General features: G+C 50.9%; 10 protein-coding genes. 5 read left to right on the plus strand and 5 right to left on the minus strand.

Annotated features, from left to right (window positions below):
- Positions 1 to 17 precede the first annotated feature (17 nt).
- The 5 genes from LOZ80_RS29965 to LOZ80_RS29985 form a co-directional block, all read right to left on the minus strand.
- Positions 18 to 2516 carry a S1C family serine protease gene (locus LOZ80_RS29965; RefSeq protein WP_238168029.1) on the minus strand — a complete coding sequence of 833 codons (2499 nt, stop codon included), beginning with the start codon at positions 2514 to 2516 and terminating at the stop codon, positions 18 to 20.
- A 108-nt stretch (positions 2517 to 2624) separates the two neighbouring features.
- A complete protein-coding gene (gene fdhD, locus LOZ80_RS29970; protein WP_238168030.1) occupies positions 2625 to 3452 on the minus strand; it encodes a formate dehydrogenase accessory sulfurtransferase FdhD in 828 nt (275 codons plus the stop codon).
- Positions 3453 to 3461: 9 nt separating this feature from the next.
- Complete coding sequence (locus LOZ80_RS29975; RefSeq protein ID WP_238168031.1) at positions 3462 to 5816, minus strand: FdhF/YdeP family oxidoreductase; 2355 nt, start codon at positions 5814 to 5816, stop codon at positions 3462 to 3464.
- Between the two features lie 155 nt (positions 5817 to 5971).
- Positions 5972 to 6334, minus strand: coding sequence for a Na-translocating system protein MpsC family protein (locus tag LOZ80_RS29980; RefSeq protein WP_189013221.1), 363 nt, complete (start codon positions 6332 to 6334; stop codon positions 5972 to 5974).
- Positions 6335 to 6630: 296 nt separating this feature from the next.
- Entirely contained in the window at positions 6631 to 7146 is a 516-nt protein-coding gene (locus tag LOZ80_RS29985) for an NADPH-dependent FMN reductase (protein WP_238168032.1), read from the minus strand.
- A gap of 255 nt (positions 7147 to 7401) precedes the next feature.
- On the opposite strand from LOZ80_RS29985, the gene LOZ80_RS29990 reads away from it, so the two are divergent.
- From LOZ80_RS29990 to LOZ80_RS30010, 5 genes are all read left to right on the plus strand, one after another.
- On the plus strand, positions 7402 to 8748 hold the full coding sequence (locus tag LOZ80_RS29990) for an ABC transporter substrate-binding protein (protein WP_238168033.1): 1347 nt from the start codon (positions 7402 to 7404) through the stop codon (positions 8746 to 8748).
- A gap of 88 nt (positions 8749 to 8836) precedes the next feature.
- Positions 8837 to 9721, plus strand: a complete 885-nt coding sequence (locus LOZ80_RS29995) for a carbohydrate ABC transporter permease (RefSeq protein ID WP_238168034.1) — start codon at positions 8837 to 8839, stop codon at positions 9719 to 9721.
- Positions 9718 to 10533 carry a carbohydrate ABC transporter permease gene (locus LOZ80_RS30000; protein WP_238168035.1) on the plus strand — a complete coding sequence of 272 codons (816 nt, stop codon included), beginning with the start codon at positions 9718 to 9720 and terminating at the stop codon, positions 10531 to 10533. Before LOZ80_RS29995 ends, LOZ80_RS30000 begins: the two co-directional genes overlap by 4 nt.
- Positions 10534 to 10640: 107 nt before the next feature.
- Complete coding sequence (locus tag LOZ80_RS30005; RefSeq protein WP_238168036.1) at positions 10641 to 12398, plus strand: sensor histidine kinase; 1758 nt, start codon at positions 10641 to 10643, stop codon at positions 12396 to 12398.
- Positions 12395 to 14011: a response regulator gene (locus LOZ80_RS30010; protein ID WP_238168037.1), complete on the plus strand. Its 1617-nt coding sequence runs from the start codon at positions 12395 to 12397 to the stop codon at positions 14009 to 14011. Before LOZ80_RS30005 ends, LOZ80_RS30010 begins: the two co-directional genes overlap by 4 nt.
- Positions 14012 to 14015 lie beyond the last annotated feature (4 nt).

Here is a 14015-nt window from a genome sequence, read left to right on the forward strand (position 1 = left end):
GTCTCCTGCTTTTGCACCTATTTTAGAAAGGTAAGGGACTCGAAAGCCTTGATTAATCGATTTTCATTTGCTTCTGTACGAACCGCCTCGTCAATGCTCAGCGACACATGATAAGTGATCTGATTTTGCACGAAAATATAGACGGTTTCCTTATACGGGACCTTAGCTTTATCATAGCTAATATCGAACTTTTTCGCTTTGATATCGTCAAACAAGGTCACATCCGAGCTGGTGTACACATACTCACTATCGTTATCGCGGCTTTTCTTCTGAGCGGCTTCTTCCTTCTTAATTGCGTCTTCATAAGACGATTTGGTGTCTGCCCCTATGGTTAAATCCCCACCGGTGAAACTGAAGATTTTGTTCGCTTGATCCTTGTTGTCATAGGAATTAGCACTTGTCCAATTCTCAGGAACATGCACAGTATATTTGTATTTCTCATTCTTGTAAGTAATCGTCCGATCCGGGTCCATCAGCTCGTCCAGATCTTGAATATAACCAAGCTCTTGGTCCATGCTATCTTTATCCACTTTGATCGTTGAAGTCAAGGTTTCCAGAAGTTCGTCCAGTTCCTTGCCTTTGTCATCTCGCGGATAACTCACTTCCACCTCATATTTGTACTTATCCTTAATGAAAAAGAGAGAGTAACCCGCATTCCACTTATTGCCGAGCGTGTCGGCATAGCCTACTTGCAAGGCAGGCACACCTGCCAGCGTAATCTCTTTGGGTTCGTCAACCGTGCGGTACTTAGGCGCATATAAGGCTTCGAACTGTTTGGTTTGACGCTCTGCCCAAGCGGCCAGTGTATCACCGGAAGAAGCTGAAGTAACCCGAACATGAATCGCTTGCGTGTAATCATCATTAAAGAAGGAAGATCCGCCTGTATAGCCGCCTTGCTGCCAACTGGATGGGAGGGCGAAGGACAAGCCGTACTCATTCGTGTAGGTTGTATTCCCATTGGAAAATACCGAGATATCACGAAGGGAGTCATCCTTCTCATTAAAGGAAAGCTTAAAGCTGTCCAGCAGATCGTTATAACTGTTTTGTTTGAAATCATTGTTGTAGTGCTCTTTCGTTACAAACAGTTGCACTTTGTACAGCTTGCCTTGGTGCAGATAGCCGCGGGTTTGGACATAACCCCTATCCCCAGAGCGGCTGACAATTTTACCAAACGGATTGGTGTCGCGCTTCACATACTGGCGCTCCAGAATTGTGGCTGACGACATGCCGGAATAATCATCCTCATCGTCACTCGCCAAGCGATTCAGCAAGGCTGTAGGCGAGAGTTCGTCGCTCAGCTTGCTCTCTACCGAAATAGATAAAGAGAATTCGCCCTTGGCATCTATGAAGCTAACCGCATCTCCGTCATCGGACTGCCGTCCTTTGACCAGTCCTGCGGGATATTTCATCGACCAGCCGAAGTGGCTGTCACCGATCTTCGTTTTACCGCGATCCGCGTCCAGATAAGTGCCTTCCGCGTCCTGCTTCCACTTCGTCTCTTGCTGCTTCGCTTCGCCCAGGGTGACGGACTTGGTCACTGGGGAACTGCCAGATTGAATGGTGATATCCACCTTCTCGCCTGGCAAATAATGCTTGATCGCCTCATTGTAATCGACCAGCGTTTTCACTTTGCTGGTGCCGATCGAGACTAGGAAATCATCCTGCTGAATGCCTGCGCTCGCTGCTGGTGAATCCGGATCCACATAAGCGACCCGCAGTCCCGTGGAGCTTGGTAAACCAACTACGGCTTCCCAGCTTTCTTCCAGTTCAAGGCCCAGATAAGGCCGTTTGACTTTGCCATACAGTTGAAAATGCTTCAATACATATTTAACGGTATCCACCGGGATGGCAAAACCGAGATTCTCCACACCGATATCCGCATATTTCATCGTGTTAATGCCGATGACTTCGCCTTTCATGTTAATTAAGGCGCCCCCGCTGTTGCCCGGGTTGATCGCGGCATCGGTTTGAATCAGTTGATATTGCGAGCTCACCGAGCGGTCAAGTCCGCTGACAATGCCCACCGTAACCGAATTTCTCAGGGCGAACGAAATCGGCGTGCCAATGGCCGCAACCGTTTCGCCGACTTTAATATCCGAGGAAGAAGCAAATGTGGCGGGCGATAAGCCGGTTGCGTCGATTTTGACCAAAGCCAAATCGCTTTCCTCATCGATATTCGTGGCACGACCATTGTAGGTTGTTCCGTTGGATGTCACGACGACGATATTTCTCATCCCTTTGACAACGTGCGCGTTCGTTACAATAACTCCGTTCGATTCCACGATGACACCGGTACCGTGCGCAAGATTAAATCGATTCTTCTCCAGCGACTTATCCGAGTCGGAAGGCTTGCCAATAATGGCAACGACCGAAGGCGATGTTTTCTCAATAACCTTAGGAACTTCCGTGTTCACTTCAGCTGCATAAGAAGGTGCAGGACCTAGTAGGGAAACAAGCAAGAACGCTGACAGCAGCGCAATGAACCCTTTTTTCTTATATGTATTCCAATTCCCCATGCCGTTCTCCCTCTCTTAACAAAATATGACAGTAGCTAGAATCTAGCATATTTGAGAATGAGAGACAATATAAAGTTTTCATATAAGAGAGATAGCGCAAAATTCTGCCTAATTGCACCCTATTATTCGCTCAGGATGTGTGTATACGGTCAATTGCTCCTTACGAATGAAGCCGACCACCGTAATTCCCAGATCCTGCGCCAAGCGAAGGGCCAAGTCGGTAGGAGCTGATTTGGACAAAAGAATGCCCACGCCGATTTTTGCCGCTTTGAGGGCGACTTCGGAAGACACTCTACCGCTGAAAGCGATCACTTTATCCCGGACCGGTACGCGCTGTCTCAGCAGGTAGCCATATATTTTATCAAGCGCGTTATGTCGTCCAATATCAGCTCTGCTAAGCAGAAGTTCATCTGCTGTGCATAACCCAGCATTATGCAATCCGCCTGTGGCTTGAAAGTCGATGGATTGCTCCTGCAGCTGATTCATAAGACGGAAACATTGCTCGACCGTGAGTTGCAGTGGTGTACGGACCGTCTTGGCTGTGCGGGCATCATTATGGAAGTAGAACTGCCGACTTTTCCCGCAGCAGGAGCCGATGAAGCGCTTGGACACCATCTTCTGGCTTAACTGGTGCAGGTGGCGCAGCTTCACATGGGCGAAGCCTCGCTCCTCCTCCAGCGCAAGCGACTCGATTTGGTCCACGAAGCGAATCAGACCCTCGGAAGCCAGAAAGCCCGTCACCAGCTCCTCTGTGTGGGTCGGCGTATACACAAGGGTCGCGAACTCTTCGCCATCGATTTTGATGGTGAGGGGAGCTTCTGTGGCGATGGTATCTTCATCCGGAATGATCGCGGCGTTCTTATAGCGGTGTACCGTCCATGTGGTCGTAGAGGTAAGCGAGGGCTCCTCTAATGGTCTATGCGGATCGTCTTGCATGCTCGCTCATCACTCCACTTCTGTTTCCAGTTCTTCAATCCGTTTCTCGATGTAGCGTGTATCCTTGTAGGCGTGGTAAGTCTCCGCTTTCTCCACGATCACTGCTGTGTTATATTCCGGAATCCCGGCATACTGCTCATAAACCCCCTTGGGAATCAGGGAATTGCCTTCGGGCCAATGCACCTCGATATTGCCTGATTTGACATCAGCCCGCTTTACCCTGCCGTGCATACTCCCGTAGCTGTTGTAGACGACAATCGCGTCGCCATCGTGCAGCGATAGAGCACCTGCGTCGCCAGGATGAATCAGCACATCGTAGCGATCCGCATCATTGAACGGATCGGTGTCGCTGTAGATCATCGAATTGAACTGCTTGCCGCGGCGCGTCGTCACCGCGAAATGCCCCTCCGGCTTCCGCAGTTCCGGAAGCTCGATAGGCAGCAGCGCGGCGCGGCCATCCGGTGTCGGACAGACACCGTCTTCGCACAGCCACGCGCCCCCGTATTGAAACACATCGCCGCGCTCACGCAGGTGCTGAATGCCGTTGTAGCTTGGCGCGGCCAAGGCGATCTCCGCGCGAATGGCTTCTGCGCTGCCGCAGCCAAGCTGCCCGGCGGCCTCGGGCTTCACGCGGCGGGCGAGATCGGCATAGATCGCCCATTCCGCGCGCGCTTCGCCGATCCGGGGGCCGGCGATCTCGGGCGAGAAGTACACCATCCGCTCCGTCGAGGTGGACGTCCCGCCTCCAGGCTGCTCGTAGCGCGTCATCGCGGGCAGCACAACCACAGCCTCCCGCGCGTCCAGCAGCGTGGAGGTGTTCAGGATGATGTCCTGGTGAACACGGACATCGATGCTCGTCAGGGCTTCTCGGACGAATGCCGGGTCCGGCATCGTCTCGAGGAAGTTGCCGCCGGATGTGTAGAACATCCGGAGCTTGCGCTCCTGCTCCTCGGGCAGGAGCGCGTTCTCGAGGGTGACACCGACGATGTCACCCTGCCAGCGCGGCAGCTCGAAGCCCCAGAGCTGCTCGATGCGGCTGCGGTCGGCGGCGCTGCTGATCTCGCCGCCGGGCAGGCTGAAGGGATCCGCGCCCATCTCGCCGGAGCCCTGCACGCCGCTATGGCCGCGGATGGGCATCAGCCCGCAGTGCTCGCGGCCCAGGAAGCCCCGCAGGAGGGCGAGATTCGCCACCTGCGAGATGTTGTCCGTGCCGAAGCGGTGCTGTGTGAGCCCCATGCTCCACACGAAGACCGCGCTGGCGGCACGCGCCAGCAGCTCCGCGAACTCGCGCATGCGTTCGCGGGTGAGACCGGACGACTGCTCCAGCGTCGTCCAGTCCTGCTGCGCCACGTGAGCGCGCAGCTGCTCCAGTCCGTGCGTGTGCGCCTGCACGAACGCATGGTCAATGGCGGAGCCCGGCTCCCGCTCCTCCATCTCAAACCATACCTTCATGACGCCGTTCATGAAGGCAATGTCTCCGCCGATGTTCACTTGGTACACATCGTCGCACAGCTTCGTGCCGAATAGCGCCGATTCGGCAATCGAAGGAATCCAGTACTTCTCCATAGACGGCTCGTAGTACGGGTTAATGACAATGATCTTCGTCCCTTTGCGCTTCGCCGCGTACATATACTTCGTGGAGACGGGCTGATTATTCGCCGCCACACTGCCCCAGAACACAAGGACGTCCGTGCCGATCCAGTCCTTGTAATTGCAAGTCGAAGCGCCGACACCCACGGAGCGCTTGAGGGCCGTCTTCGACGGCGAGTGGCAGATGCGCGAGGCGTTGTCGATGTTGTTCGTGCCGAGCAGCCTGGCCACCTTCGCTGCCACATAATACGACTCGTTCGTAATCCCCCGCGCCGTGAGATAGAAAGCCGTCTGCTTAGGATTCGTTGCCCTCATCTTCGCGGCAACCAGATCGAGCGCCTCGTCCCATGTCGCTCGGCTAAATCTCCGCTCCCCCTGACGTCGAATGAGCGGATAAGGAATACGGCCGAGCTGCCTAAGCTCGGTGCTGCCCAGTCGGCTCAACTCCTCGATATCCGCATGCAGGATATCCTCGCGAATCGCCGGCATCGTGTTTAATCTCAGCACGTTCAGTCGGGTCGTGCACAGATGCGGTCCTGCCAGGGTTTGGTCGTAGAGTCCAGACACCCCCAAGGCACAGCCATCGCATACGCCTTGCGTTAGAATCCGGTACGCGTACGGCAGATTGTCGCGATTCTGCCAAGCAATTTTCGCTGTTTCGCGAATATGCTTAGGTTTGATTTTACCCATGCCGAATGGCACCTTGCTGACCCACAACTTGGGATCCGGCTTGGCGGGCAGCTTGATGGGCCCGGTATGCTTTGTTTTCCCCATGAACGATTAGCTCCTTATATTGAAAATTTCGGCTTATTGATGCAAAAAACCACCGTAAAACAGTCCTCAGCCCTCTTCCCAAAAGAAGAATCCTCAAGTCATGTTTCACAGTGGTTAGTCTTAGGCAGGTTCGCTACCAAGTGCCAAGCACCTTGCTATATCGATTTATATTTCTTTTCCAAATCCTGATCGAAAACGAAGATCGACATCCCGATATCCTGTTCAATATCGATATCTACGAACAACTGGACGAACTTCGCGCCCAGCAGCTCTTCCATTTCTACAGGCGGATGCTCCTTGTAAATCTCTTTCACCATTTCCGTGCGCGCCGTGCGGAGCATCTGTCTGCCATCGCCCGTCTTCGCCATAAACTTCTCCACCGGGGACAAGTTGCCTGCCATTTCGCAGATCGCCCAACATTTGCAGAAGGTCGTTGTCACACGCTCCGGCCCTTTGCCCATATGCTTCTTGCGATATGCCTTAACCAGATTACTGAATTCGGCCTCCATGCGTTTCATCGGCCAGCCACCTTTGAATGAACTGCTTCAATCATAGCAAGAAAGCATATACCTGACAACCGAATATCGGTCGCATTTTTAATCGTGATCCTCTTCGTCCCATCTCCGGGAGTATGCCTTCTTCGTCACCCAGAATGTTGCGCCTATAATGATGACAAGAGCAATAATCCCCAAAATGATGGCAGCTAGCATGATTCCGCACTCTCCTCTATGACAAACCTGCACGTTAGTCTTGTTTATTACTTCTACTATAGCTGAATTCTATAGAAATGCGCAAAAATTTCGGTTCGCATTGGCTAAGCGAAGAGGCTTAAAATGCGCTGCAGCTCCCGCTTCAACTCTTCATTGGCCGCCAAATTACCCGCAGCTAGTTTCATATTCACATTGGCAACCTTACTGGAACCAATAAGGGACGCCGTCATAAGCCCCAGTGTCAACAGCAGCGAATCATGCGCCTTCTCTCCACCTGTAGCTAACGGCGATGCACTAATAACCGCTGTTGGCTTATCAACAAATTCACCGGAGGAGACAATCCAGTCCAGGGCATTTTTGAGCACACCAGGCACGCCATGCGCGTATTCCGGCGTACTCAGGATAACTCCGTCCGCGGCTTGCAGAACTTTACGCCACTCCTGAACGGCTTGAGGCGGCTCGTCTCCGTCCAAATCGGGGTTGAAATGCGGCAGCTCACCGATACCTTCATAGATGTTGATCTCAATACCGACAGGAGCTAACGCTGATAAGACCTGAATTAATTTGGTATTCGACGACACGGTTCGCAAACTACCTGAGATAGCTAATATGTTCATCATCCAACGTTCCTTTCAATTTGGCTTCTTTCCAATGATAAGCTATACCATTAACGTTAGGGTCAAGGCAGGAATCAGCCCTTTTCCTTATTTTGCATAAAGCCTGTTTATTTGAAACATAATGCAATCAATGCATCGTTTTCCTTCAATCGTAGTTATCCATGTTGAATCTTAGTTATATAAACCCAATACAGAAATCAGGTACTCTTAGAGATGTAAGCACAACCATTTCAAAGTACTTGGGAGGTCACATAGTAGATGAGAAAATCATTCAAACAATGGGTTGGCGTTGGAACAACAGTCGTCATGGCAGCCACCGTGGCAACAGGATGCGGAAATACAGCGAGCGAGACCCCACAGCCATCTGCGCAGGCAGGCACATCTGCAACAGCCAATGCCAAACCTTATGCAGGCAAAACGATCTCGTTAGTCACAGCCAATCACCCTTGGGCCGAAGCCATTAAACCTTTACTGCCTGATTTCGAAAAAGAAACCGGCATCAAAGTGAATGTAGAAAGCTTCTTCGAGGACCAGCTCACCCAAAAGCTGACCGTGCAATTCACATCCGGATCTGCTACACCTGACGTCTTCATGTACCGTCCACTTCAGGAAGGCAAGCTTTTCTACAAAAACGGCTGGGTACAGCCCCTTGATGATTTTGCGCAAAAAGCCAAAGATTACGATTTTAGCGATTTCACCAAATCCGCTATCGGCTCCACGACGGTTGACGCCAAGTTAGCTGGCATCCCGATTATTACCGAGCAAGAAATCCTTTACTACCGCAAAGACTTGCTGCAAAAAGCCGGCATTGCTGTACCGAAAACACTGGATGAACTGACGGCAGCCGTGAAGAAATTGCATGATCCCAAAAATGAGATGTACGGCTTCGTAGCCAGAGGTCAGCGCTCACCTTTGGTGACCCAGGTATCTTCCTTCCTATACTCAGAGGGCGCTGATTTCACAACTGGCGACAAGGCGAGCATCAATACGCCTGAAGCGCTGAAAGCTTTCACCACCTATGGTACGCTGCTCAAAGATTATGCGCCTCCAGGCGTTCTGAACATGTCGTGGCCGCAAGCTTTCGCCATCTTCGCCCAAGGCAAGGTTGCCTTCCTAACGGATGCGAACTCGCTGTACCAGAATGCGACGGACCCGACGAAATCCAAAATTTCTGATCAAGTCGGATTCGCTGTATTCCCTGGCGGCAAAGCAGGTTCCAAGCCTTACAGCATCACCTCTTGGGGACTTGCTATGAATGCCAAATCCGCCAACAAAGAGGCGACATGGGCGTTCATTCAGTGGGCAACCAGCAAAGATGTCGTCTTGAAAACGCAGCAAAAAGGCAACCCAGGCGCCCGTATTTCCGTGTGGGATAAAGCCGAGGGTACCACAGGATTCCCGGCAGAACTCGTTCCGGTTATCAAAGAAAGCGCCAAAACCGGTGTCGATCATGACCGTCCGACCGTCATCAGCGTAGGCGAAGCCCGCGATGCTGTCGGTGAAATCGTCCAGAAAATCATGACGGGCGAGACGAATCTCCAGCCTGTCGCCGACAAAGCCAACCAAGCCCTGCAAACGATCATCGATAAAGACAAATCCAGATAAACCGTTAGTTCCGATGAAGGGGTCATCTTATGACCCCTTTCATCTTTCATCAAAGCCTGTTACCGCCTTCAGAAAGGATGTATGCACCATGCAGTACAGTTGGTTTAACCGCAACTTGAAATGGATCTACACGCTGCCAGCCGTCATCTTCGTTATGCTTATGATGCTCTTTCCAATCATCTATACCGTTCGAATCAGCTTTTATGAGTGGAGCATGTCCGCCACTACGCCGCCCGCGTGGGTCGGGCTGTCCAACTATATCGCATTACTCAAAGACGAACGTTTCTGGCATGCGGCAGGTTCTACGTTCTACTTCACCTTCGCTGCCCTTACCCTAGAGGTTATTCTCGGTATCGCCATCGCTTTGCTGCTGTCCAGAGAATTCCGCGGCAAAAATCTCGTTAAGACCGTTTTCCTGCTGCCGATGGTAGCAACCCCAGTCGCTATGGGTTTAGTCTGGATGTTGATTTATGAGCCTACGATTGGTGTTGCCAACATGATGTTGAAATCACTCGGCTTGCAGCCGCTGCTTTGGCTGGCCTCCCCCAATCAGGTTATTCCATCCCTCGTCATCGTCGATGTGTGGGAATGGACGCCCATGATTGCCCTCATTATTATGGCTGGTTTAGCCACGCTGCCGTCAGACCCTTATGAGGCAGCCGACGTAGATGGGGCAAGCACTTGGAGAAAGTTCGTCTCTATCACGCTTCCTTTGCTTCGTCCAACGATTATCGTTGCAGCTATGCTGCGCTTGATCGACGTTCTGAAAACCTTCGACATCATCTATGCAACAACCCAAGGCGGACCGAACTTCGCTTCGGAAACGCTGAACCTGTACGGCTATGTGCTTGGCTTCCAATACTTCAAACTGGGCATGGCGTCCTCGCTTCTCGTGATCTTCTTCGCGCTTGTGATGGGCCTGACCTTATTCATGATTTGGATGCGCAAAAGATTGGAGGGAGCTTCATCATGAGGAAAAAGAAAGGTCCAAGAATTGCCCAAACACTGCTTACTTTCCTTGTGCTGATCGTGTTTGCTTTTCCTTTCGTCTGGATGCTGCTCGCTTCCTTCAAGACACAATCGCAAATCTTGTCGACCGGCCAGCTGTTCATCTTCAAGCCGACGTTCCATAACTATGTCAGCGTATTCAAAGAATACGACTTCATGAAATTCATCTGGAATAGCTTTCTGGTCGCTGCCGGTTCAACGCTGATGTCACTTCTGCTGGGTCTGCCAGCTGCTTATGCAATCGCTCGCCATCATCTGCAGAAGCTCGGACTGCTCATCTTGGTTGCTCGTATTATCCCAGGCATTACATTCTTGATTCCATGGTTCATCCTGTTTTCCAAAATTCATTTGGTCGATACGTATACCGCCCTTATTCTCAGTCATATGCTTGTCGGACTGCCCTTCATCATCTGGATTATGATCTCCTTCTTCGAGGCGCTGCCAACAGAGATTGAGGAATCCGGCCTCATCGACGGCTGTACACATCATCAAGTATTCCTGCGGATCATCCTGCCGATCTCCGGCCCGGGTGTCATCACAGCCTCCCTGCTCTCGTTCATCTTCTCGTGGAACAACTTCATGTTCTCCGTGATTCTGGCCGGTGACAAAACGAAGACACTGCCGATTGCCGTATTTAATTTCATGTCCTATTCTGAAATCAACTGGGGCGCATTAATGGCAGCGGCATGTATCATCACGCTTCCAGTCCTCATTATCGCTCTGGTTTCCCAGCGCTACGTCGTTAGCGGACTTTCCGCCGGTGCTGTCAAAGGTTAATAACAGAACTCCTGTCTACGAGAGCTGCTGCCTTTCCTTTGGCGGGCATCTCTCGTATATTAAGTTCTAAGTTGGTTAGCTTAGCAGATAGTGGAAGGTGATTGGGCATGCCGTATAAACTGAATATTTTCAGCAAAATTTTAATTCTGCTGGTCCTGCTTCTGATTCCTATTGTGCTTCTGTATAGTTTCACAAACCGCATTACGAATCGTGTCGTCCAGGACCAGATTCAATCGTCCAATTTAAATCAACTGTCTTTCTTCATGCACCAACTGGATGCGGATGTGGAGCGGCTCGCGATGTCCCCTGTCATTCTGGGCAGCGATCCTTATGTCAGGGAATATATCGACCGGTACAATGCGCCGGATTATGACATGCTGAAAGAACAATCGCGCATCATCCAGAAGCTTAGCTTGCAAAGTGTTTCCAGCGGTTGGGTGAACGAGCTTACGATAGCGACACCCAAGGAGAAGCAAGTGCTGTCCTCCAGCATTTTCGTCAATGGGACCGATTCTTGGCCTTGGCAAAGAGCGATTCAGCGAACATGGACCTATGAGCAGCGCGAAGGCGACAAAGGCGTGGGATCGTTTATACGGGAAATTAGCGAGCCGATTCGCGCGCAAACCGTTGAGCAGGCAAATGTGCTTTATCAAGTGAGATTTAGCGTGCAAAATATGATCCAACTGCTGGATGTATACAAAAAAGATAAACGCAGCGACCCTTTTCTGCTTGGTGAACAGCAGGCCATTATTTTAAACAGTTCGTCCAATGCTTCTATCGCGGGCATCATCAGGGCCGAATTCGAGAAGAAGGGCTTGCCGGAATCCGGTCAACTGCAGATCGACATTCAGAAGCAGGAGTACTTGGTTAGTTATGTGAAATCGGAGCAGCTGGGCTGGTATTTGGTCGATTATGTGCCTGTTCAGAAAATATTGGCGCCCATAACGATGACACGCAACTTATTTTACGGATCTATTGCGCTTCTGCTCATGCTCAGTGTGCTGGCAGCTTTTTTGTTGTACAGAAATGTACAAATTCCTATCGGCAAAATGATCCAGAGCGTACAGAAAGTGAAAAGAGGCGATCTCTCAGCACGCATCGACTACAAAGCCAAGAATGAATTCGATTTCCTTATCCAACGCTTCAATGAAATGGCGACGCAAATCCAAGTGCTGGTCGAGGATGTATATGTCGAGAAAATACGTTCCCGCGAAGCTACACTGAAACAATTGCAGTCGCAGATTCATCCGCATTTTCTGTATAATTCTTTGTTTTTCATCATCAATTCCGCCGAAATGGAAGATAAGGAATCCGTTGTGGCGATGGCGCAAAATTTGGCCGAGTTTTACCGGTATACGACAAGAGTCGAAAAGCAGACCGTCCGCTTGCAGGAGGAATTGCACCTGGTCACGCATTATTTGAACATTCAGCAGCTTCGCATTCATCGGTTGACGTATGATATTGCCATTCCGGATGATATGCTGAACGAACAGGTTCCCCGGCTCATTCTGCAGCCTTTGGTGGAGAACGCCATCGTTCATGGCATCGAACGCAGCATAACAAGCAATAGAATCACCATCACAGGTGAGCAAGAGGACGGCTGGAACCGGGTTATCGTCGAGGATAGCGGCCCAGGTTTAACGCCCGAAGGGTTAGCCAAATTAACAAAGCAGTTGCAATCGCCCATGTCTGACGATATTGGCTGCGGGACGTGGAATGTGCATCATCGACTGCTCTATCAATTTGGTGAAGGCTCCGGCCTCACGTTCCATTTGAGTAAACAAGGGGGCTTGCGGGCAGATCTGACTTGGAAACGGGAAACTCGGCAGGAAGCCCTCCCGGCGGCAAAGGAGAATAGACCATGATCCAACTTCTGATTGTCGATGATGAAGCGCACGTCGTGGATCGACTTCACGCTACGATCGACTGGGCGTCTCTGGGGATTGAACAGATTTTCAAGGCTTACTCTGGCCAAGAGGCACTGGAGCTGCTCGAGCAATTCTCCATAGATATCGTCCTGACGGATATCCAAATGCCAGGAATAACAGGCTTGCAATTAATTGCCGAAATCAACCGCAGGTGGCCCAAAACCAAATGCATCCTTCTGTCAGGCTACTCGGATTTCAACTATGCCAAAGAAGCGATTCTTCAGGGGACAGAAGACTATTTACTGAAACCAGTAACACAGCAGGATCTGCTGGCTACCGTCAAACGCGTGATGGATAAGCTGCAAAAAGAATGGCAGGAAGTCTTTTCCACACGGCGGCTCGCCTATACATTCAAGGAAAATCTGCCGCTGCTGCGGGGAAATTTGCTCAATGATTTACTTCAGGGACGCAACCTGACCGAGACCTCCTTGCAGGAGAAAATGCAAATGCTTGAGCTCCCTGATTTTCATGGCCAAGCCTGTGTATGCATGATGATTCGGCTAGAATCCGACTTCCTCGACTACGATATGAGACGGCTGTCCTTAATGGAATATGCTATCAGCAACATGGTGGAGGAATTATTCGCGGAGAAATTCGACACCTGGTCAACGAAAGATGCGCATGATTACTTAGTTTTTATTATGAAACGAAAGCTCGCTATCTCCGAGAAAGAGGAACCTGTCTGGTTGGAACGAACCGCAGCCGTTCTGCAATCGGCCGTGAACAATTATTTGAAGGGTAAAATCTCCATTTTGCTAAGCAGTTGGGGGGAATTCCCTTCTGATCTTACAACCCTTTATCATGCGTCTCTGAGCGCCTTCCGCAAACGGATCGGCAGTGAGCATGAACTGTTGATGCGGCTGGGTGACGAGGCTGTCCAGACGGAACTGTCCGCTTTGCAAAGGCTGTACGAACCCCCTACGCTCAATCATCTCCTGGAGGCCGCTCGTTGGGAGGATACCGCGGATAAGCTTACGCAGATTTTCGATGAGATGGGTACGAAGTTCTCTGAATCCCAGGAGCATCTGCTGGAGGTTTACTTCTCCATTGCTTCAGCTTTCGCCTATATCGCCCACAAAAACGGCCGGCAGCTGCATCAGCTTATCGGCAGCGACTACGAGAAAATGACAGAGGGTATCCCTTTTCGCACCGTCAACCAGCTTCGTGACTGGTCTCTCCGCTCCTTGCAGCGCATGCGAGAGGACATGGATCAAGAAAGGCAGGACAGCCGGACTACCCTGATCAACGACATCCGTTCCTTTATCGAACAGCATCTTGCCAGTGATGTTTCTTTGCAATCCATAGCCGATCATGTTTACCTGCATCCGGTCTATGTATCGAAGATTTACAAACTGGAAACCGGCGATAATCTAAGCGATTACGTGAGTCGTGTGCGCATGGACAAAGCAGCTTATCTGCTGAAAAACGGTCAAGAGAAAATATACGAAATCGCTACACAACTTGGCTATCAGCGACCGCACTCTTTTAACCATGCCTTCAAAAAGCATTATGGAATGACCCCTCAGGAGTATCGTGACCACTATTCGTAACAAG

It is taken from the genome of Paenibacillus sp. HWE-109 (genome assembly GCF_022163125.1).
Lineage (GTDB): Bacteria > Bacillota > Bacilli > Paenibacillales > NBRC-103111 > Paenibacillus_E.

Coding starts and splice junctions, on each gene's coding strand:
- LOZ80_RS30010 (WP_238168037.1), top strand. CDS start 12,395: ATGATCCAACTTCTGATTGTCGATGATGAAGCGCACGTCGTGGATCGA.
- fdhD (WP_238168030.1), bottom strand. CDS start 3,452: ATGCAAGACGATCCGCATAGACCATTAGAGGAGCCCTCGCTTACCTCT.
- LOZ80_RS29965 (WP_238168029.1), bottom strand. CDS start 2,516: ATGGGGAATTGGAATACATATAAGAAAAAAGGGTTCATTGCGCTGCTG.
- LOZ80_RS30005 (WP_238168036.1), top strand. CDS start 10,641: ATGCCGTATAAACTGAATATTTTCAGCAAAATTTTAATTCTGCTGGTC.
- LOZ80_RS29995 (WP_238168034.1), top strand. CDS start 8,837: ATGCAGTACAGTTGGTTTAACCGCAACTTGAAATGGATCTACACGCTG.
- LOZ80_RS29985 (WP_238168032.1), bottom strand. CDS start 7,146: ATGATGAACATATTAGCTATCTCAGGTAGTTTGCGAACCGTGTCGTCG.
- LOZ80_RS29975 (WP_238168031.1), bottom strand. CDS start 5,816: ATGGGGAAAACAAAGCATACCGGGCCCATCAAGCTGCCCGCCAAGCCG.
- LOZ80_RS30000 (WP_238168035.1), top strand. CDS start 9,718: ATGAGGAAAAAGAAAGGTCCAAGAATTGCCCAAACACTGCTTACTTTC.
- LOZ80_RS29980 (WP_189013221.1), bottom strand. CDS start 6,334: ATGAAACGCATGGAGGCCGAATTCAGTAATCTGGTTAAGGCATATCGC.
- LOZ80_RS29990 (WP_238168033.1), top strand. CDS start 7,402: ATGAGAAAATCATTCAAACAATGGGTTGGCGTTGGAACAACAGTCGTC.